This is a genomic window from Granulicella sp. S156, from assembly GCF_009766105.1.
GTDB lineage: Bacteria > Acidobacteriota > Terriglobia > Terriglobales > Acidobacteriaceae > Granulicella.
In genome coordinates this window covers 116663-136238 of the sequence record NZ_LMUH01000013.1, presented here as the reverse complement: position 1 = coordinate 136238, position 19576 = coordinate 116663, and the positions used below count along the sequence as shown (strand labels likewise).

Here is a 19576-nt window from a genome sequence, read left to right as displayed (position 1 = left end):
GACACCGAAGATGCGAAGTTAGAGGGTAATGCTATCGCCTGCTCGCACCACATGGGGAGCTACAAGATTTGCCAGGAAAAGATAACCACTCTTTGCTTCTAGCTCAGTTTCTCGTCCATGACAGCTTCCGAAACTTCCGTGGGAGTTTCCGTAGCCTTGTATCGACGGATGATGGCACCCAACCGTCTCCGAAAGTAGTACAGAACCCCTGCAAGAGCGGTACCGATGCTCTGAACTATAAAAAGCCCGGAACCGGGATCGACATACGCATAAGCCCGATGCTCAAAGCTAAGGCCAATTGCAACCAGCAAGGCACACGTGACAAAGAAGCGAACTAGTCGTAGCACAATGACCGCCTTTTTTCGTAACAGGGATATGTATATATGATTATTTTTGTTTTGGCACAACTTTAATTCAAAAGTTTTGGACATTTATAAGAGTCGCCACGTATCAAAGGAGAAAATCAGGAGAACCATGAGCTGTCAGGCAGATATAGACTCTCCTTTCGAGAGTCTTCTCAATGAAAACTCGACCAGCAAAGACAATAAAATCAATAATTTCCGCTCTTGCAATGAATCAAGACGGCCGAAATATCCGGCGTCGACTGATTCTGCTGTCTGGGTAGATGGGGGCAAGGATGTGCGAAAAATTCTAGGCTGTGTCCCGCGCGCCTGAGTTTGAGATTGTCGGCTAGCACACGCCGCGCACCCCTGCAGGAAGTCGCATCCGGGGATTCAGTGTGGATCGATGCCGGAGAGATTCACTGGCATCGATCCGCCCCCGGACGCACCATGGTTCACCTTGCGATCCAGGAGACCGATGAACATGGTGTCGAGGTAGTGTGGATGGAATATGTCGGAGAGCAGCAACGAACAATCAGCAAACAGCGAGACGCGCCAGCTACATGTTGCCAACACCAATGTCGGCACGGCGTGACTCCGGATTGTCGGCATCGAGATACTGCTCAATCGTCTGATCGAGAATACCGCGGGCGTTGAGGATGAAGTCGATGGCATCGCGGCCAGCGCCGAAGCCTCCAGACGTTGGTGTCGTGTAATGCGCGGCTGCCTTTACCTGCGGACGTGCATTGGCTGTTGCGATTGCGAGACCTACTTTACGCATCACAGGCAGGTCGATAATATCGTCGCCCACATAAGCCAGATCATCGAGAGTGCAATCCTCAGCCACGAGGATCTTCTCGACAGCCTCCATCTTGTGAGACTGCCCCTGGTAGAGATGGTCGATCTTGAGATCGCGCGCGCGGATAGCCACAACCTGCGAGTTGCGCTTGGTGACGAAGCCGATCTTCAAACCCGCAAGCCGCGCCAGAGAGATTCCAAGACCGTCATGCGCGGAGAAGCTCTTGACCTCGGTACCTTTGAGCTCTGTGTTTGGCGGCGCGCTGGGAATGATCGTGATTTCGCCGTTGGTGAGGACACCATCGACATCGAAGAGCAGAACTTTGACACGGCGAGCGCGATCTTCAGGGGAGAGTGAAGCAGACATGTGGCGATGATACAAGGAGAGCAAAACAGGAAACAGGAAACAGATAGAGGCTAAATACTCGTTGCTGTTTCCTGTTTCCTGTTTCCTGTTTGCTGTTAACTGTTTCCTGCACTAGTGGCGCCAGTGTCCTTCGACCCAGACATAGCCGCCACCGCGGTTGGCCCAGTGGCCGGGAACCCAGTGGGCATGCTCGTAGGGCGGCTCAACGTAGCTGCCGGGAACCCAGACATACGCGTGGCCATCCCAGCGGTGATAGCCCTCGTGCCAAGCCCAGCCCGGATGCTCATGGGGCACGGGCGGCACAACTTCAACCGGCCGCGGCGGAGGTGGGCCGATACGTACAACAATCTGCGCTCCCGAGGAAAGGGTCGCAGCCAGCATAAGACCGCCGACTGTAGCGAGTAAACACTTCTTAGCCTTGCTCATGTTGAAACTCCCGGCGAGGGATGCCCTCGCTCTTTTCTTCAATCAGACGCCAATGCGCAGGGGAAGTTGCGGAGAGAAAGCGGAATGTTGCGAAGCAGATACGCCCCGTCCCCACCCTAAAGAATTCAAAACGTCCGTCGGAGACTCGACCGTCACCGCGAGAATAGAGTAACTCAGGCTATGCCTAGGCCAGTGGCTGATTCTGACGATGGGATGCGTGCAGCAGCTCCGTCATGCGCGCGGCGAGCACGGGAAGTCCGAACAACGCAGCGGAAACCAAACCTGTCGAGGCAAGATCATTGGCATAGAACGGCAGGCCAGCAGCATAGCAAGCGCTCAGGCCAGCGAGGCTGTGTGCATACATGCCGGAACCGATCCACACCACAAAGTTGCTCAACAGGAAGAAGCTTGATGCTGAAGCGAAGACGCCTGCAACGACACGCAGTGCCGTCACTTTGCGGAGCAGGCCGCAGCCGATGAGGCAGACTGCCGCGTACCACGCCCACGTCACAAGATAGTCGTTGACGTGAAACGGGAGACCGTAGACGACCTTCGTCAGGTAAATATCGGTCAGTGCCATGACTGCGGCGGCGATGCCAGCCTGCCAGCGAGGACGACGCGAACCAAAGAAGAGCAGTCCCGCACCCACAGCTGTGAAGTTCAGCCCCACGCCGTGCATCGCGTGCGGAAGCAATCGACTAAACGCGGCGAGCAAGAGAACGAGGATGGCAAGCATGGTTGACCTTAGGAGAAAGAAGTTGGCCCAAAACAGCCTGTAAATCATTGTAATCCAGCGGTGAACAGCGGAGATCAACTATCTGGAGATCAACTATCTATCGGGCGATTGTTGCACAGGTCCATCCATGGCCTGCTGAATGACGTGGTTGTCTGAGTCGAGTTCGACTGTCGCCGTAAGCGGTGTTGTGGAGTGTTCATGCAGCCATCCCCCCATAAAGCGCGGGTCGCGGAAGGTAACTACCCGCGGCGCACCGGGTTCCGGTGGGCTGGTCTGAACCAGCGGCATCGGCGACCAGTCGATGAAAGCGCGGCCCAGCGTGCTGGACTCTGCCGCCAGCACAGCGGCACTGCGACTGGGCTTGAGCAGCGTATGGTAGGCAGCGCTAACCGACCCATTGCGGGTATCGATCTCCGCAAGCTGGTAGAACGGGCCGTAGTCCGTCGCAACGGACCAGTGAAAAGGGCTTAAGGGGTCGGGACTGGCAAGGACTCGCTGTGGCGTGAGATAGGTTTGTGGCGGAGGCTCGCTCGGTGCAGCAGCGTCAGGGGCAGACGCGTCCTGTGAATCCGAGGGAGGTGCCGAGAGAGCTGCGATACTCTGCGCCTGCGCTAGCTGTATGGCACGGCTATGCTCGACCGCGCGAAGAGTCCAAAGGGCCACGATACCGAGTAGTGCAGCGATGGCCAGACTTCGGCCACGGAACGGCTGACGTCGCGCTCCCACCTCCGAACCGACCAGGCCAAAGATTGCCGGGAGCACGAACGCAGCCAGCAAAAGCAGAAAGATCAAGGGATCGAAGATGAAGACGATAGAGGCTGCATACCAGTGTGGATTGAACGGGAAGAACGGCCGGATACCGTAATTGTTGGTGTAGTCCAACAACAGGTGGCTCAACAGAGCGAGCAGAGTAAAGAGATAGAGCAAGCCCCAACGGACCGGTGCAGCCGTCAAGGGATGCGGCGCAGGAATGTGGTCGTCCTGCGAGTCGTGCGGCAGGGGGACGGCTCGCTGGGCCCTCGCGGTTCGCCAGCGATGCAGACCGTAGATAGCTGCCACCACGAACGCGGCCTCGAAGGGAATGCCTACAAAGGTGTGGGTAATGCCGCGGTGGTGCTGAAAACCAGCGACCGAGCCCCGCAGGCTCCAGAGCGTATCGATGTCGGGAAGTTCAGCGGCGATAGCCATAGCCAGCGTCGTATAGGCAGCTCGGCGGTTGAGGCCGGTGCGCGACAGACAGGCTCCGGTAAGGATGTGGGTGACCGGCTCCATTCGCGAAGTCTATCTTGGTCTCGCTCTCGAGGGAAGAGGCAACATAGAGCCGGCTCCGAGTATGCTCATGGAAGACGATGGCCCGCACCCCTCAACCCCGCAGTGACCGAGATCTGCTCGCCAGGATTAGCCGCTCCGCCGGCGGCAAGGCAGGCTACAAACAGCTCATCCGCGAGCTTGGACTAGGCGGCGGCCGCGAACGCAGACTGCTCGTAGAACAGCTGACGAGCATGGTGGCACGCGGCGAACTGGTGCGGCTCAGCGAAGAGCTGTGGGCTATCCCGAAGCGCGAGAGCACTGCAACGCCCACAGAGCGTCCGGGTTCTCGCGAATCCAGAAGGTGGGACGGGATGGAAGCCGCCGCTCGATCGGGGCGTGATCGCCTGATAAGCGGGCGGCTCGATCTGCATCGCGATGGCTTCGGGTTTGTCCGACAGGAAGCCGGCTCGGGAAGTGTAAAGCTCGAAGACATCTTTATTCCGCCCAATGAGATCAATGGCGCCATGCAGGGTGACCTGGTGCTCGTGGACGAGGCTCCTCCGGGGCGCGATGGACGGCGCTCGGGCCGGATAGCGCGCGTACTCACGCGGCGCAATCCGACCGTGGTGGGGATCTTTCACTACGCACGGCCAGAAGGTCGGCACAGCGGGCGTGGCCATCAGGATTTTGCCGACGCGGGCATGAGTGAGAACTACGTGACGCCACTCGATGAGCGCATCAGCGGGCTGATCGCAATTCCCGACGGCGCTGAAGTAGTAGCGGTGACGGCTGATTCACCCCACAGGATGCTGGGAGATGAGGCACGAAAGCAGGCTCTGGAGTGGAGTGGCGGCAAGGGCGAGAAGCAGATTCCCTCCCATTCGACTGCGCTCAGGGCGAATGACAACAAGAAAAGCAACGGCAATAAAGGTAAGGGCGAGTTCGATGCGCGGTGGCCACTCGAGGGGCTCGCCGTCGATGTCGAGATTACGAGCTTCCCTGCCCCCGGAAGGCCAGCACGAGGACGAGTGATCGAAGTGCTGGGACCTCCCGATGCCTTTGGCGTCGATGTCGAGATCATCATCCGCAAGCACCATCTGCCGCATGCATTTCCCGCAACCGTCCTGGCTGAAGCCACCGAGCGCTCTCAGGAGACAGTTGCGGCTCTGCCCGCTGAAGACCTGGACGTCCGCGAGGATTTTCGCGGCCTGCCCATCGTTACCATCGACGGCGAGACGGCGCGCGACTTCGACGACGCAGTACTGGTGCACGATCTGCCGAATGGCAACACGGAGCTGCAGGTACACATCGCGGACGTGAGCTGGTACGTGCGACCGGGCTCCGCGCTCGACACTGAAGCCCGGCTGCGCGGAACGAGCGTCTACTTCCCTGACCGCGCCGTGCCGATGCTGCCGCATGCGCTTTCGAGCGGCATGTGCAGCCTGCTGCCGAACGAAGATCGCCTCGTCCTGAGCTGTGTCATGGAGATCGACCCACGCGGCGAGATTGTTGGCTATCGCGTGGCGGAGGGAGTCATCCGCAGCGTGCGGCGCATGACCTACACGAGCGTGCAGCACTGCATCAATGCTTCACCTGAGTCTTCGCGCTGGAACGAGGGCAAGCAGATAACGCCGGTAGCTTCAGCAGAAGACATCGCTGAGCGCGAGCGAATCGCGGCTGAGCAGCCGGAGCTTCCAGCAGCCTTTGACGCGATGCTCGAACTCGCTCTCAGACTGAATGCGAAGCGTGTACGGCGGGGATCCATCGACTTCGACTTGCCCGAGCCCGTCGTCGAGTTCGATCCTGACGGCAATATGCAGGCCATCGTTCGCTCGGAACGGGGATGGTCGCACCGGTTGATCGAAGAGTTCATGCTGTCGGCCAACGAGTGCGTCGCAACCTGGCTGGAGCGGCAGGGGATTCCATCGATCTATCGCATCCATGAGATGCCCGATCCCAAACGCATCGTCGAGTTTGAAGAGACGGCTGCTGGGTTTGGGCACTCGCTGGGGCTGGGCAACCTGCCAGTGCGTAAGCTCACCATGAAAGCCGACCGCCGCGATACGCAACGCAAGAGCGCACGCGGTCGCGATTCGCGCTCGCCGCAACAGCACGAGATTCCCGAGAGCATCCCGGTAACGCCGCAGATGTATCAGAAGCTGGTACGACGCATCTCCGGCACGCCGACTGAGCGAATTCTTGCGTACCTGATGCTGCGTTCGCTCAAGCAGGCTCGCTACTCCGAAAAGAACGAAGGCCACTTCGCGCTGGCGTCACCTTCCTATACGCACTTCACATCGCCGATTCGGCGGTACCCGGATTTGATTGTGCATCGGCTGATGCGTGCGATGCTGCGGCGCGGCGCGGATGCTCGGGGAGCAGCGATTACATCGACCGATGCACAGCCCTGGACGACAGAGCTGGAAAGATCGCGGGGAGCAAAGAGCAGATTCCCTGCGGGAATGACAGAAAGAAAAACAAGCGCCGAAGGGCCAATTGCCGCGGAGGAGTTGAACGACATCGCCGTTGAGAGCTCGCAAGCCGAGCGACGGGCCGCCGATGCGGAGCGCGAGCTGATCGAGTGGAAGAAGATGAAGTTCATGGCCGACAAGGTCGGTGAAGACTTCCATGCCGTAATTTTGTCCGTCACGAAGTACGGTTTCTTTGTCGAACTCGACGACATGTTCATCGAGGGATTGGTGCCGCTCGCCTCCCTCGTCGGCGACTTCTATGCCTTCCGCGATACCGATCGCACCATCTGCGGCGCACGCACGGGTCACTGCTTTGCGATTGGGCAGAAGGTCGAGGTGATTCTCGACCGCATCGACCGCCAGCAGCGGCGGCTACAGTTCGCACTGCTACCAGGGACTGAGCCAAAGGTGACCTCGCTGCGTACGCGAGTAAAAGCAGAGCCGAAGGCCGATAGAGCACTGTCGCCGAAGCGGAGTGGCAAAGCAAAGACGCGAGCGCGGAACAAGAAAAATAAGGGACGGCACTAGAGTGCAGATTCAGCGAGGCACTCATGCGCGATGATACGGCGCATGAGTGCTTCACAAGAAAGCAAATCCAGTTACTGGTTCGGAGCTGACCCGGGTTCTGGTGTTGATCCATTCAAATTGAAGTTAACCATGATCGTGGTATCCACTTCGGTTGGCTCACCGTTAAGCAGGTAAGGCTTATAGGTCCATTGCTTGACGGCATCATATGCAGCAGGCGCAAGTTCCTTTGGCCCAGAAACCAGCTGTAGCGCCTGGATACTACCGTCCTTGCCGATGATCGCGTGCAGCACAACCGTACCGCTGATTCCCGCGTCCCTAGCCTCTTGCGGATAGACCGGCGCTACCTTGTTTAAGATGTTGACTGCCATAACACCAGCCGAAATCCGGACTCGAGCGCCAGATGCCGACTGCCCCCCGTCCTGTACTGCAGGCGACGACACCTCCATCCGCAATGCCAGTGCGGAGGCACAGGTTCCAAGCCCAAACACCACACACGCCGCTACCGTTGCTATTCGCCGCGCACCTCGTACTTGCATACTCTTCTCTGTCAGGCTCATAACTCTCCTCTCAAAAATGTTGGCATCGAATATCCCAATGGCGTGAAGTGTCCTGTCCGGCGTCCCCTGCACAAGCATGGATGCAAGCCGCAACAGCGATCGTGCATACTTCTCTCGTCCTGCGACAGCCTCCGCGGCCATCGCATCGCACACGATCTCCCGGCTCTCTGCGATGCGTGCGCGTGTCAGCCATAGCAGAGGATGGTAGGCAATCGGCAACGACAGAGCCTCATACAACAGGTTCTTTGCAAAGTCCCACCGGCGCATGTGCGCGAACTCATGAGCGATCACCGCATCGAAGTCTTCGTCCGACAAGCTCATCTGCAGTTCCATCGGCAGCAGAATCGTCCTGCGACGAATACCCATCGTGATGGGCCCGGAGACATCGCTCGCCACAGCGATGGCTGCGTCATACACGCCGAAGACGCGGCAATATCTCTCCCAACTCCGGCTCGCCTCTCCTGTCAGAGCCAATCGCTCTGCCTGACGCCGCAACAAGTCCGTCCGCAACAATCTCCATCCCAGCCGTCCGGCGAAGTAGACCACGATGCCTCCATACACAATCGTGATTCCGGCCAGCAATTCCAATGGCAGTTTGAGCGCTCCATGCCCATAGCCATCGCCAAACACGACCGCCACTCGGCCCCTGCCATTCGTGGCCTCAGATCCCCAAACCCGAAGCAGTAGTTGCCACATCTCGCGTAACAACTGGACAGGCTGCACGGAACACGCTGGCAAAAAGGTTTCGAGTACCAGAGCGCTTACCCATATGCGGTGCTGCATTGCCACTCCGCTCCGCCGCACCGCGCGTGTTGCAACCCAGGCTGCAGCAAAGATCAGCGGAACCTGCCACGCCGAGTTCAATAGATACGACAGAATCCAGGCTTCCAGATCTTTCATACATCGCCGCCTTTCTCCTCCAGCCTCTTACTCAACTCCGCGACCTTTTTCGCATCGATCTGCCGGCTCTTGATCAGGCTCATCACCAGGTCTTCGCTCGATCCTCCGAACATCCGATCCACTAGATCCTTGACCGCATGACCCAAGGCCTTGGCCTCGGTGACTGTTGCGCTGTACTCAAACGCTCGCCCTCGCAACTCTCGCTTCAGCTTTCCCTTCCGCTCGAGGATGTTGAGCATCGTCTGCACAGTGGTATAGGCGAGGCTCTGCTCCAAGCCTTCCTGAACCGAGCTCACATTACTGGGTCCTCGTTTCCAGATCACCTGCATAATCTGTAGTTCGAGTTTGGTCAGCGCGTTCTTCTCTCGTTTTCCCAAGGTCCATCTCCTAGATGATTAGGACAGTACGCCGCACCGAAAGAACTTGTCAACTAAATTCTTAGGACTTGCAGACATAAGGAAGAGGGCTGTTCGTGGGACAGGAGGTTAGTAGAGGCGGATAGCTCTGGCGCTATAACTTGCCGATAACCAACAGCTGCTCGATCTTGCCATCGGGCTTGAGGTATACGTCGACAAGAAGCGTCGTTCCACCCGAGAATGCCACGCGATATAAGCCGTACGTCATGCCTCCACGCAGCGCGGTACGTTCCGGCATAACAGAGGTGATCGTTCCTAGAGGGGCGAGCGTGGATTGGAAGTCGCTCAGAGCGTCCTTATCAAAGTACGCATTGCAGTTCGAGGTAAAGAGCGAGCGGTCGATCTGGCTGGTCTGGAAGCCGGTGAGGATCGTCTTCAGCGGAGAAGCGAAGGCGGCAACAACATCAGCCGAAGGACCGGGCTTGGCGGTGGACAGCGAATTCGTAAGGATCAGTGGCTCGATGGCGGCGGCAATCTCCGAGGCCGCTGAAGAGGCGACTTGGTTCGTGAGCACCACGACAGCGGCATGATCGTCAGGGTAGACGACGTTCTCTGCGACATAGCCTCCGACTTCACCACTATGCTCGAACTTGAGCCGTCCGTTCTGCGTACGAACGAAGATGCCCAGGCCATAGTGCGAGTCCGTACCATCCTTCAGAGTGAAGGGTGTTTCAAGCTGCTTGTAGCTGGCTGGCGTGAGCAGGCTCTGGTTGACGATGCCAAGATCCCAGGCGAGCAGCGTCGCAGCCGGCATCGCGAGATCGCCGTCTCCGAAGTACCAGCCCGTCGCCTCCAGAGGTTGCACACGCGGGGGCGCCAACGCATTCGACACGTAACCTGTGACCTCCAGCTTTTCGCGCTGCGTATAGGTGTTGAAGACCCCCTCAAGATGCAGTGGGTCGAGCACGCGTTCGCGAATGAACTTGTACAGGGGCTCTCCGCTCACCTTCTGCACGATGAGGCCGAGCAGAACATAGTTGGTGTTCGAGTACTGCCACTGCGTTCCCGGCTCGAAGTCCAACGGCTTCTCCGCCCACTCATGCACGTTCGCGAGTGGGTCGATCGGCTTGTACCACGCGGGGATAATGTAGTCCTGCGGCGCGAAGTCCTCATAGCCTGAGGTCATGGTCATCAGGTTGCGCAGTGTCACGTCATTGGCGCGCGTGAGTTCAGGGAAGTACTTGCCGACCTTGTCATCGAGCGAAAGCTTGCCCTCCTGCTGGAGCAGCAGCGCGGCTGTCGCGGTGAACTGCTTGCTGATCGAGCCGATGGGATATGCGATCTCCGATGTCGCGGGCTTTGCGGGCTGCAGGTTGGCGGATCCGAAGGCGTGGGTGTAGACGACGTGGCCGTTCTGCACGATGCCGACCGAGGCGGATGGAACGCCCGTGTCGTGGAGAATCTTTTCGGCGGCAGCAGCAACCTTGGCTTCGGTATCGGCAGGGAGCTGGGCTTGAGCGGCGGAGGCGAAGAGGAGAGTGGCGGCGAGAAAGAGGCGCATGGCTGGGGGAAGAATAGCAGCCCCACCAACCAACAGCAGATTCCCTAAGGGAATGACAACCAGAAAAACAAAAGCCACGAGAAAGGCCGCCCCGTTGGGCGACCTTTCTTGTGGCTCGATGGTATGAGCTAGTTGTTGTCTTCGTTCTCGGACTGCTTCCACTTGAGGAGGTCGCCGAGGGTTGTGGAGGACGACGAGCCTGAGCTGCTGCTCTGGCTGCTGCCCTTGCCACCCTTGCCCTTGTTCGACTCCTTGTAGCTCTCCACCTCGGCGCGGCTGGCTTCTTCGCCAACTGCCTTGATCGAGAGGCCGACCTTCTTCTCTTCCTGGTTCATCTTGACGATCTTGAACTCGTGCTCGTCGCCGACTTCCAGGTTGATCTGCTTGCCGTGCTCGTCCACCGCTTCGGAGATGTGGCAGAGGCCCTCAACTCCTTCAGCGATCTCAACAAAGGCTCCGAACTGCGCCGTGCGCAGAGTCTTGCCCTTGATGACGTCGCCAACGCGGTGCTGCGCGAAGAAGGTGTCCCAGACGTCCGGCTGAAGCTGCTTGACGCCGAGCGACAGGCGGCGGTTCTCGGGCTCAACACCCAGAACGATCGCCTTGACCTTCTCACCCTTCTTCAGAACCTCGGAGGGGTGCTTGATGCGCTTGGTCCAGCTCAGATTCGAGACGTGAACCAGGCCATCGATACCGTCTTCGATCTCGATGAAGGCGCCAAAGTCGGTCAGGTTGCGGACGCGGCCTTCGATGACAGCACCGATTGGGTACTTGTCCTCGAGAGCTTCCCAGGGATTGTCCTGGAGTTGCTTCATGCCGAGCGAGATGCGGCGGTCATTCGGGTTCACACTCAGGATGATGGTGTCGACCACGTCGCCGGGCTTGACCATCTTCGAGGGGTGCTTCATCCGCTTCGACCAGGTCATCTCCGAGACATGGACCAGGCCTTCGATTCCCTGCTCCAGCTCAACGAACGCGCCGTAGTCGGTGACCGAGAGAACACGACCGCGAACCTGCGCACCGATCGGGTAGCGCTCGGTAGCGTCGAGCCATGGATCAGGCGTGAGCTGCTTGAAGCCAAGCGAGACGCGCTGCTTATCCTTGTCGAACTTGAGGACCTTGACCTGGATCTCGTCGCCTACGTTGACGAGGTCGCGGGGATGGGTGAGCCGGCCCCAGCTCATATCGGTGATGTGCAGCAGGCCATCAAGGCCGCCCATATCGACGAATGCGCCGTAGTCGGTGAGGTTCTTGACCACGCCGGTGAAGACCGAGCCCTCTTCGAGAGTCGAAAGAGTGACAGCCTTCTTGGCGTTCTGGTCTTCCTCGAGCAGTTCCTTGCGGGAGATGACGACGTTGCCGCGCTTCTTGTTGAGCTTGATAACGCGGACTTCGATCTCGGTGCCGATGTAGCCGTCGAGGTTGCGCACGGGGCGCACCTCAACCTGCGAACCGGGCAGGAATGCCTTGATGCCGATATCGACCGTCAGACCACCCTTGACGCGGGCAAGCACCATACCCTTAACGGGAGTCTTGGTGTTTGCGGCTTCTTCGAGCTTGTCCCAGACCTTGTGCCGGAGGGCCTTCTCGTAGCTGACGAGATAGCCGCCTTCCTGCTCTTCGCGCTCGACGACAACCTCAACCTGATCACCGACGTTGAACTTCGGCGTTCCGGTATGGTCCAGCACCTGGTCCAGGGGAATAAGCCCCTCGGACTTGAGTCCGATATCGACAACTGCATGCTTGTCCGTGATCTTGACGATGGTACCGGTAACAACGGCTTCCTCGGCAGTCAGGGACTGGGCAGCGTCTTTTTCGGCTGCCTGTTCGCGGTCGAAGCTCTCGAGCGCGCGGGCAAAGTCCTCAGCATCGTACTCGGGCTCGTCCGTCTCCGCAGGTGCAGCGACAGCAACGGCTGTCGTCTCGGGTACGGTCTGCTCGGTCTGTTCGACCTCAGCGGCAGCCTCTTGATGCTGGACTTCAGGGTTGGGGGTATGGTTGGTTGTGGCCGTCAACTGCTCGGCCGACGTCTCGGGCGCGGTGGGTTCCAATGTGGTGTTCAGGGCTGTACTCTCGGGGTTCGAAGGATTGTGGTCGGACATGGGAATGCGTGTGCTCCGGGATCCAGTGATTCACTTGTCCGGCTTCGCGGCTGGATAGTCGTCAGAGGCGGCGAGTCGCCGTCTACTGGGGACGTATTCCTAGTCGATGATGTCGGATGGAGTGAGGTAAAGCATTTTCAGAAGCCGCCGTGACTGGTTCCCGCACACAGTAGCTCAATTGGAAGTGTAGCAGTCGCACAAGGTGGGGTCAATGAATGATAACGATGATCGGACAATCGTAAGACGTTTGGCCTTCGCCCAGATGAAGTTCTCGTGAATGGACGAGTGGAGTACAGGGAAGAGTTTCAGGATCACCATCGTCTCAGAGGGGCAACAATTTCAGCTTTCGACTGAAACTGAAATTACGCCTTTCCTAAGAGGCGCCAGGAGGCTCCAACACCCAGCTCCGGTCGCCTATACTCTGGAGATGGAAAGGCTCTGGACGCCGTGGCGCTACGCCTACGTCACCGGCAAAGATAAAGGAACGCCCAAAAACGGCGTTCCGGCAGCCCTGGCGGCATGGCCGGGCGAGACGCACTGCGTCTTCTGCAATATGCTCGCGGCCGTAGAATACGGCGTCGCCCATGGCATGCCCCAGGATGAGGCCGACGCCGCAGTCTACATTCTTGAGCGCGGACGCACCTGCTTCCTGGTACTTAACGCCTTTCCTTACAACTCCGGGCATCTCATGGTGCTTCCCTATCAGCATGAGGCGAGCCTGGCGGCTCTGCCAGACGAGACGGCAGCCGAACTCATGACGCTGACGCGGCAGGCCGAGCGGCTTCTGCGCAAGGTGTATCGACCCGATGGATTGAACCTGGGGCTGAATCTGGGCGAGTCAGCTGGAGCGGGCGTGGCTGAACACCTGCACCTTCATGCCGTTCCTCGCTGGTCGGGCGACAACAACTTCATGAGCGTCCTCGGGGAAACGCGAATTCTTCCGGAGATGCTTACGGAGAGCTATCGGCGGCTGCGCGAAGCGCTAGCCACCGAACCTGCAGAGTGATTCGACGAGCAGATTCTTTATACAACCCGCTTTCTGTAACCGTCATCTCACGAGCAGGTGTTACTTCTGCCTGAGGGGTCGTACTAATGAGACGGTCGCTTTCCAGCTTGAAAAACATTGAGATTCCGTGGAGCCGCTTTACCTCTGCGTTTCGGCGCAATGGTCATGGTGGAACTCCCTGGTCCAGAACGATGGAGATGTCCCAGCCGCAGGATCAGGATGATCTGGTTGGAGCACAGACGCGCATTACTGAAATCAGCGCGCGTCTGCATCGCGGACTCGTTGAGACAACCGGCGTTGTTCTGAATGAGCCTGAAGATGCGCATATCACCGGGGGAACAAGGTCTCTGACCCGTCGGCTGACAGGATTGAACGTCCTTCCACGCACAGAGCCAAAGCCCGTTCAGCGAGTTGTACCGGCAGCGAGCCAGTCGCAAGTTGCATAAATAGTTGAAGCGGCGGTGAAAAAGGGGCCTTTGGGTTCCTTTTGTTTTGTGCCGAAAGCAGGATTACTTCGGGCCGGGCGAGTCGCCTTTGTCCGTGGCAGCAGGCATCTCCGCAAATCTCTTCCCCGAGACAATGCGTGTCGCTTCAAAACTCGTAATCTTCCATGTTCCACCGGGCAGCCGCTGATAGACACGCGTGTAGCGGAAGCTGCCGTTCATAGAATGGCCATTAATCGATCCTTCGAGCTGGGCCAAAGAGTTGACGATGGCGATCTGGCCGATCAGCTTGACCTTGATATCGGAGATATCGAGCGAAGTGATTACCATCTCACGCGAGCGCATATGGTCGAGTTGCTGGGCCTTGGTGACCACCTCACCAGTTCCGAGAATGCCCAAATAGTCATCGGAGAGCAGCTTATCCATGGCCGGGATATTGGCATTCAGCTCAGCCACACGCCACTGTTGCTCCAACTCGATGATCTGTTCACGGGTTACGTGCTTGTGTTGGGGCGCAGCTGCCAGTTGCAACGGCATCACTGCCGCGAGAAGCAGGAAGAGTGCAACAGATCGTTTGCGCATGACTTGGCGACGCATGGACGTACCGGATAGTAGACCGGAGATCAGGCAGGAGTCAAAGGTGACGGTGCGCGAAAGCCTCATGAGAGGTTGGACGTGTGCAGTGGGGGTAGCGTGGGAGCCGTTTGATGAAGATTGTTACTGCAGACAAAAAGAGGCCGTGTCAGGTACCGTCAGGCGATAAAGGTCAGGGTCTCGACCTGGCGTTCGAGCATCTTCTGATACAGCCCCCCGATGGCGAACTGCGCAAAGTGCGGCGTCGCACGATGGTGCTCTACTGCGGCCTCGTCGCGGTACTGCTCGTAGATAACAACCGTATTGGCATCCCCATCAACAAAATGAGGAACATAGCTGACACAGCCCGGCTCGAGACGCGATTCGCGCGTAATTTCGCGCAGAACGTTCTCGATATAGTCGTGGTCTTCTGGCAAAAAACGCATACGAACGGTAAAGCTGATCATCTTGTACTCCCAATTGGCCTTCCAACATTGCCAGTTCTCAGTTGTCAGTTCGTGGAGCCTGACAACTGAGAACTGTTTTCTGAGAACGTTAGAGCGGTTTCACAGTTACTGTGATCCAGCAAAGATTGTGCAGTGTGGTTTTCCTTGGGAGAAAACCACGCAAACGCCTTCCGCTCCGCTTACACCCACTATGAACCCGCTCTAGCCGAGCGCTTCGTCGAAACCAGGCTGCGTCATGGTCTGTACGCGATCGGGGCCGGTGGAGATCATGCCAATCTTCGCGCCGCTCTCGCGCTCGACGAACTCCAGGTATTCCTGCGCCAGCTTCGGCAGCTTGTCGTACTCGGTGATGCCTTCGGTCGGAGCCATCCAGCCCTTCAGCGTGGTGTAGATAGGCTCGATCTTCTTGAAACCGCGAACATCTGCCGGGATGATGTCGGTGACCTTGCCGTCGATCTTGTAGCCCGTGCAGACGGGAATCTCAGGGCACTCGTCCATGACGTCCATCTTGGTAACGACAAGCCACTCCGTCGAATTGATCATGTTGGAGTAGCGGAGCAAGGGGAGATCCAGCCAGCCGCAGCGACGGGGACGGCCGGTGACAGCGCCATACTCCTGACCACGGGCACGCAGCAGTTCGCCGGAAGCATCGGAGATCTCGGTTGGGAACGGGCCCTCGCCGACGCGCGTGACGTAGGCTTTCGTGACGCCAATGACTGTGCCAATCTTCGTTGGGCCGACGCCGGTTCCGGTGACGGCGCCGCCGGCGGTAGAGGACGAGCTGGTGACGAAGGGGTAGGTTCCGTGGTCGATGTCGAGCAGCGCACCCTGCGCGCCTTCAAACATCACATTCTGCCCGTGCTCGATGGCGTTGTTAAGCAGATAGGCGGTGTCGGTGACGAAGGGCGCTATCTGTTCCGCCAGGCGGGCATACTCCTCGTACATCTGCCGGGGGTCGAGCGGCTCGGTGCCGAAAAGAGCGTGCGCGATGGTGTTTTTCTCGTGGCAGGCGTTGTTGATGTGTGTGCGCAGTAGCGACGTATTCAGAAGATCGACGACCCTCAGGCCGTTACGGTGGATCTTGTCCTCGTAGGCCGGGCCGATGCCGCGGCGCGTGGTGCCGATGGTCTGGCGGCCGGGAGCAGTCTCCGCCGCGAGTTCGATCATGCGGTGGTACGGCAGAATGACCTGGGCGCGGTTCGAGACGAAGAGCTGGCCGTCGACAGGAAGACCGGCCTCGCGAAGCTTCTTGACCTCGTTGAGGAAGGCTTGCGGGTCGAGCACGACACCGTTCCCGATGACGCCCTTGCAGCCCGGACGCAGCACGCCGCAGGGAATGAGCTGCAGGACGAACTTCTTGCCGTGGATGATGACGGTATGGCCGGCATTATGGCCTCCGGCGTAGCGGGCGACGATATCGAACTTCTCGCTGAGAACATCAACGATCTTGCCCTTACCTTCATCGCCCCACTGGGCTCCTAGAATGACGGCGGACGGACGGCGGCTCTTGCTCTGGGACTGGCTCACGGGGTGGTTGCTCCGGGTGTACTGCTGAGGGGAAGTGCGCGCGCGGGGTTCAGCTCACGCCCATGAGTCATTTTATACCCGTGAGGCCTGGCAGCGGCGAGTTGCCGGCTAAGTGGGCAAGCCTTACCGCTTGCGCGGCATGGAAAGATCGAGATCGCTGGCTAAAAGCTGCTTGGTCAGCAGGATGATCTGACCGGTGTGCAACTGGATGTGCCCGACGACCTGAAAGATCGCCTCCAGGATGGTCGGGTTGCGCAAAGTGCCGCCAGGCTGCGGGTCGATGACCGTAAGCAGCCGTTCCGGGGAATCATGGCGGAGCGCGTCGATCACCGTGCGGACCTCTGCGAGCGTTGCCGCGAACCGCGCGCGGACTTCGGCTACCGCAGCCGTGGGCTGTAGCGAGAACTCGTCGTCCCGCTGCCTTACATCGGGCTGGCCGTCGACGCCGTGTAGTATCCACTGGCGCATATTGCCTTCGAGGTGCAGCAACAGATTGGCGATGGAGTTCTCGTAGTCCCCGCCACGGTGCCATATCTGCTCGGGCGAGAGCTTATCAAGACATCGATCGATGTCCAATTCCGAGAGCCGCATGCGTTTGACGGCGAAGGCGAGAAAGTTTTCAGCTACGGCGTTCGTTTGCATCTTCCCATCTTAGCGACTGCCTAACTTCAGGCGAAGCGCTTGGTGAAACGTCCCATCATGCTGGAGAAGACCTCCCTGACGCGGAAGACCTGCCAGGAGATCCCCCCAATGACCAAGGCAGCGAGGACGGAGATAAGTGCCTGGGTGATCAGTGGCAGTGTTGCAGAATGCCGTAGAACCGCAAAAGTAGCGAATAGCCCTGCGAGGCTGAGGACGGCCAGCCTAGTGATGTAGACCGTGTCGATCTTCTGTATGTGCGCGAAGAGCTTTTGATTCAGCCCGACGAGGCGCACGACCTGCAGGGTCTCGATGGCCAGCCAGGTCCACAGGAAGCCGGTGACGCCGCCGTAACGGATAGTACCCACGGAGACGATATCCATGGCGAGATAGCTCAGGAACATAATCTTCGCCAGCTCAATATGGGTGTTGGTGGAGAACTGAAACTGAAACTTGTGCTCCTTGAGGCTGATCACGATAGAGAGCGCCGAGGACAAGACATAGGGGTATAGCGAGAAGAGATCACTGACGTTGTGGTGCGGTGCGCCCGCGACAGCCTTCTTATGCACCCAGAGCGTAATGATGACCGGCGAAAGCATAAGGACGCTGAGGTTTATCAGCGAGATAAGAAAAAAAACCAGCCGTTCAGAGTAGTCGTAGAGTTGTGAGAGAGCAGGCCAGTCACGGCGCCCGACGAGGTTGGTGATCTCCGGCCCCATGGACTGAGTGAACATCGCCAGCACCTGCCGGCACATGGAGAAGATCGTCCGCATGAGACCAAAAGCAGCGACGGCTTCGGGACCGACAAAGAGGTTCAATAGCAGCGACGGTGCCGAGTAGGTGAGAAATGTGCTCATCTCGATGAGGCCGAAGTAACCGCTACCCTTCAGGATGTCTCTGACCGCAGGACCGTCCCAGTAACGAAGGCTGGGAAAGACCTGGGGGGCGGTGCGACGGAGATCGATGAGCACTCCCATGGAACAGATCAGGAGACACGCGAGCTGTATTCCGGCAAGCGCCGGAAAGGGAGCATGGAACAGCACACCTGCGAGCAGGCCTCCCGAACTGGCTAAAGCTTGTGCATTGTTCCAGTGGGCTCCGCGATGGGCAAGAGCCACCCCCATGAAGATGCCGCTCAGATATCCGAACAGAATCATGAACAACACTTGAAGGGCGAGGAGATAGAGCGTCCACTGCGCGGCAGAGCGCGAGATGTGGAGCTTAAGCCTCACGTCGAAAGGAATGACGAAAAAGATAAGCAGCAGAACCGCCGCCGCAGCGACGACGCCGAGGAGAAGCCGCAGCGCGGTGGACTGGCGAATATGGTATCCCTGGGTCTCGCCTCGCTGAAACCGAACGGCGAGGTCCTGGTTCATGTAGGTCTGGACGCCGAAGTTGAGCATCCCCAGTGCAGTGACCGATCCGGAGAGGACGAGCCACTCGCCATACGCAGCGAGGCCGTAGAGATAAATGAATATAGGGGGGACTATGACCTGTTGAATGATGGAGATGAGCTTGCCAGCGAACATCGCACCCAGATTTTTGAGGATTCGCTGAAATGGACCCATCGGGGTTGAGATCTCCGTCGCTCTTCGGGCAGATCGTGGTTGTACTCAGCCCACGCTAGTTTATCGCGGGAAGTCCGCTGCCGCTTTACTCTGGAGGTATGCCAGAACTACCCGAGGTCGAAACCGTTGCCAATGGTGTGGATGCGCGTGTGCGTGGACAGCGGATCGTGCGCGTCTGGACGAGCGGAAAGCCGCAGACGTTCAAGTCTCCCGAAACTGAGATCGTCGAGACGCTGACCAACGCGCGTATCGAGCGCGTGCGACGGGTGGGCAAGTCGATTGTGATGGATCTGAAGCAGAAGCAGATTCCCTCCGGGAATGACAGAAAGAAAAACAAGAGCAACGACAAAGACCGTCCTGCACAATTTCTCGTCCATCTTGGAATGACCGGGCGGCTGCTGGTGTCGCAGGCGGAAGTTCCGCTACCGCCGCATACGCATGCGGTGCTATCGCTCGCGGATGGGCGCGAGGTTCGGTTTGTCGATCCGCGGCGGTTCGGGCGGCTTTCGGTAGTGACTACGGCGGAAGGCTATACGGGGCCGGGCGTCGAGCCGACGACTGTCAGCGCAGAGGCGTTCGGTGGGCTGTTCAAGGGCCGCAAGCTGGCGATCAAAGCTGCGCTGCTGAACCAGTCGATCCTGCATGGGGTTGGGAATATCTATGCAGATGAAAGCCTGTTCCGAGCGGGTATCCGGCCGCGAAAACAGGCGGGGAAACTAACACGCGCGGAGCTTGGACGCCTGCACGAGGCCCTTCAAAAGGTGCTGGCGCATGCAATCGAGCTGGGCGGATCGTCGGTATCGGATTACGTCGACGCAGATGGCGTGCGCGGGTTCTTTCAACTCGAGCACAAGGTCTATGGACGTGCAGGCGAGGACTGCACAGACTGCGGGACGGGGCTGAAGAAGATTGTGGTGGGTGGACGCACGACGATGTATTGCCCGCACTGCCAGCAATAA

At 58.6% G+C, this 19576-nt stretch carries 19 protein-coding genes; 4 read left to right on the top strand and 15 right to left on the bottom strand.

Annotation, left to right across the window (positions count from 1 at the left end):
• Positions 1 to 98: 98 nt before the first annotated feature.
• From GSQ91_RS10585 to GSQ91_RS10560, 6 genes are all read right to left on the bottom strand, one after another.
• Positions 99 to 347, bottom strand: a complete 249-nt coding sequence (locus GSQ91_RS10585; protein ID WP_174240674.1) for a hypothetical protein — start codon at positions 345 to 347, stop codon at positions 99 to 101.
• A gap of 387 nt (positions 348 to 734) precedes the next feature.
• On the bottom strand, positions 735 to 929 hold the full coding sequence (locus tag GSQ91_RS10580; RefSeq protein ID WP_158821523.1) for a hypothetical protein: 195 nt from the start codon (positions 927 to 929) through the stop codon (positions 735 to 737).
• Entirely contained in the window at positions 901 to 1506 is a 606-nt protein-coding gene (locus GSQ91_RS10575) for an HAD family hydrolase (RefSeq protein WP_158821522.1), read from the bottom strand. Before GSQ91_RS10575 ends, GSQ91_RS10580 begins: the two co-directional genes overlap by 29 nt.
• 111 nt (positions 1507 to 1617) lie before the next feature.
• The gene (locus GSQ91_RS10570) at positions 1618 to 1932 is read right to left on the bottom strand and encodes a YXWGXW repeat-containing protein (protein WP_158821521.1); all 315 of its coding nucleotides are present in this window, start codon (positions 1930 to 1932) and stop codon (positions 1618 to 1620) included.
• 184 nt (positions 1933 to 2116) lie between these two features.
• Positions 2117 to 2668 carry a DUF6580 family putative transport protein gene (locus tag GSQ91_RS10565; protein ID WP_158821520.1) on the bottom strand — a complete coding sequence of 184 codons (552 nt, stop codon included), beginning with the start codon at positions 2666 to 2668 and terminating at the stop codon, positions 2117 to 2119.
• Between the two features lie 93 nt (positions 2669 to 2761).
• Positions 2762 to 3940 (bottom strand): metal-dependent hydrolase, encoded by a 1179-nt coding sequence (locus GSQ91_RS10560; RefSeq protein WP_158821519.1) that lies wholly within the window; start codon positions 3938 to 3940, stop codon positions 2762 to 2764.
• A gap of 77 nt (positions 3941 to 4017) precedes the next feature.
• On the opposite strand from GSQ91_RS10560, the gene GSQ91_RS10555 reads away from it, so the two are divergent.
• Entirely contained in the window at positions 4018 to 6918 is a 2901-nt protein-coding gene (locus GSQ91_RS10555) for a ribonuclease R family protein (protein ID WP_158821518.1), read from the top strand.
• A gap of 71 nt (positions 6919 to 6989) precedes the next feature.
• On the opposite strand, the gene GSQ91_RS25870 is transcribed toward GSQ91_RS10555, so the two are convergent.
• The 4 genes from GSQ91_RS25870 to GSQ91_RS10535 all read right to left on the bottom strand — a co-directional run bounded on the left by GSQ91_RS25870 (position 6990) and on the right by GSQ91_RS10535 (position 12394).
• Positions 6990 to 8375 carry a TonB family protein gene (locus GSQ91_RS25870; protein WP_254064493.1) on the bottom strand — a complete coding sequence of 462 codons (1386 nt, stop codon included), beginning with the start codon at positions 8373 to 8375 and terminating at the stop codon, positions 6990 to 6992.
• Entirely contained in the window at positions 8372 to 8752 is a 381-nt protein-coding gene (locus GSQ91_RS10545) for a BlaI/MecI/CopY family transcriptional regulator (protein ID WP_158821517.1), read from the bottom strand. The genes GSQ91_RS25870 and GSQ91_RS10545 overlap by 4 nt, the downstream gene beginning before the upstream one ends.
• Before the next feature lie 133 nt (positions 8753 to 8885).
• A complete protein-coding gene (locus tag GSQ91_RS10540) occupies positions 8886 to 10370 on the bottom strand; it encodes a serine hydrolase (RefSeq protein ID WP_254064492.1) in 1485 nt (494 codons plus the stop codon).
• Positions 10371 to 10420: 50 nt separating this feature from the next.
• Positions 10421 to 12394, bottom strand: a complete 1974-nt coding sequence (locus GSQ91_RS10535; protein WP_158821516.1) for a 30S ribosomal protein S1 — start codon at positions 12392 to 12394, stop codon at positions 10421 to 10423.
• Between the two features lie 427 nt (positions 12395 to 12821).
• Here GSQ91_RS10535 and GSQ91_RS10530 point away from each other — a divergent pair, with 427 nt between their 5' ends.
• Together GSQ91_RS10530 and GSQ91_RS10525 are read left to right on the top strand one after the other, a co-directional pair.
• Positions 12822 to 13400 (top strand): HIT domain-containing protein, encoded by a 579-nt coding sequence (locus GSQ91_RS10530; RefSeq protein ID WP_158821515.1) that lies wholly within the window; start codon positions 12822 to 12824, stop codon positions 13398 to 13400.
• Between the two features lie 86 nt (positions 13401 to 13486).
• Positions 13487 to 13846, top strand: coding sequence for a hypothetical protein (locus tag GSQ91_RS10525; RefSeq protein ID WP_158821514.1), 360 nt, complete (start codon positions 13487 to 13489; stop codon positions 13844 to 13846).
• A 63-nt stretch (positions 13847 to 13909) separates the two neighbouring features.
• Here the strand turns inward: GSQ91_RS10525 and GSQ91_RS10520 are convergent, their stop codons facing one another.
• The 5 genes from GSQ91_RS10520 to GSQ91_RS10500 form a co-directional block, all read right to left on the bottom strand.
• Positions 13910 to 14425, bottom strand: coding sequence for a nuclear transport factor 2 family protein (locus tag GSQ91_RS10520; protein WP_254064490.1), 516 nt, complete (start codon positions 14423 to 14425; stop codon positions 13910 to 13912).
• Between the two features lie 170 nt (positions 14426 to 14595).
• On the bottom strand, positions 14596 to 14883 hold the full coding sequence (locus tag GSQ91_RS10515) for a putative quinol monooxygenase (protein ID WP_158821513.1): 288 nt from the start codon (positions 14881 to 14883) through the stop codon (positions 14596 to 14598).
• Positions 14884 to 15084: 201 nt separating this feature from the next.
• Positions 15085 to 16410: an adenylosuccinate synthase gene (locus GSQ91_RS10510; RefSeq protein ID WP_158821512.1), complete on the bottom strand. Its 1326-nt coding sequence runs from the start codon at positions 16408 to 16410 to the stop codon at positions 15085 to 15087.
• 123 nt (positions 16411 to 16533) lie between these two features.
• Positions 16534 to 17052: a DUF1572 family protein gene (locus GSQ91_RS10505; protein WP_158821511.1), complete on the bottom strand. Its 519-nt coding sequence runs from the start codon at positions 17050 to 17052 to the stop codon at positions 16534 to 16536.
• A 26-nt stretch (positions 17053 to 17078) separates the two neighbouring features.
• Positions 17079 to 18617, bottom strand: a complete 1539-nt coding sequence (locus tag GSQ91_RS10500) for a hypothetical protein (protein ID WP_158821510.1) — start codon at positions 18615 to 18617, stop codon at positions 17079 to 17081.
• A 98-nt stretch (positions 18618 to 18715) separates the two neighbouring features.
• Between GSQ91_RS10500 and mutM the strand changes: the two genes are divergently transcribed.
• Positions 18716 to 19576 carry a bifunctional DNA-formamidopyrimidine glycosylase/DNA-(apurinic or apyrimidinic site) lyase gene (gene mutM, locus GSQ91_RS10495; protein WP_158821509.1) on the top strand — a complete coding sequence of 287 codons (861 nt, stop codon included), beginning with the start codon at positions 18716 to 18718 and terminating at the stop codon, positions 19574 to 19576.

What these genes read in the sequence shown, in the direction of transcription:
- GSQ91_RS10575 (WP_158821522.1), bottom strand. Translation starts at nt 1,506, where the DNA reads ATGTCTGCTTCACTCTCCCCTGAAGATCGCGCTCGCCGTGTCAAAGTT.
- GSQ91_RS10570 (WP_158821521.1), bottom strand. Translation starts at nt 1,932, where the DNA reads ATGAGCAAGGCTAAGAAGTGTTTACTCGCTACAGTCGGCGGTCTTATG.
- GSQ91_RS10565 (WP_158821520.1), bottom strand. Translation starts at nt 2,668, where the DNA reads ATGCTTGCCATCCTCGTTCTCTTGCTCGCCGCGTTTAGTCGATTGCTT.
- GSQ91_RS10560 (WP_158821519.1), bottom strand. Translation starts at nt 3,940, where the DNA reads ATGGAGCCGGTCACCCACATCCTTACCGGAGCCTGTCTGTCGCGCACC.
- GSQ91_RS10555 (WP_158821518.1), top strand. Translation starts at nt 4,018, where the DNA reads ATGGCCCGCACCCCTCAACCCCGCAGTGACCGAGATCTGCTCGCCAGG.
- GSQ91_RS25870 (WP_254064493.1), bottom strand. Translation starts at nt 8,375, where the DNA reads ATGAAAGATCTGGAAGCCTGGATTCTGTCGTATCTATTGAACTCGGCG.
- GSQ91_RS10535 (WP_158821516.1), bottom strand. Translation starts at nt 12,394, where the DNA reads ATGTCCGACCACAATCCTTCGAACCCCGAGAGTACAGCCCTGAACACC.
- GSQ91_RS10530 (WP_158821515.1), top strand. Translation starts at nt 12,822, where the DNA reads ATGGAAAGGCTCTGGACGCCGTGGCGCTACGCCTACGTCACCGGCAAA.
- GSQ91_RS10525 (WP_158821514.1), top strand. Translation starts at nt 13,487, where the DNA reads ATGAGACGGTCGCTTTCCAGCTTGAAAAACATTGAGATTCCGTGGAGC.
- GSQ91_RS10520 (WP_254064490.1), bottom strand. Translation starts at nt 14,425, where the DNA reads ATGCGCAAACGATCTGTTGCACTCTTCCTGCTTCTCGCGGCAGTGATG.
- GSQ91_RS10515 (WP_158821513.1), bottom strand. Translation starts at nt 14,883, where the DNA reads ATGATCAGCTTTACCGTTCGTATGCGTTTTTTGCCAGAAGACCACGAC.
- GSQ91_RS10505 (WP_158821511.1), bottom strand. Translation starts at nt 17,052, where the DNA reads ATGCAAACGAACGCCGTAGCTGAAAACTTTCTCGCCTTCGCCGTCAAA.
- GSQ91_RS10500 (WP_158821510.1), bottom strand. Translation starts at nt 18,617, where the DNA reads ATGGGTCCATTTCAGCGAATCCTCAAAAATCTGGGTGCGATGTTCGCT.
- mutM (WP_158821509.1), top strand. Translation starts at nt 18,716, where the DNA reads ATGCCAGAACTACCCGAGGTCGAAACCGTTGCCAATGGTGTGGATGCG.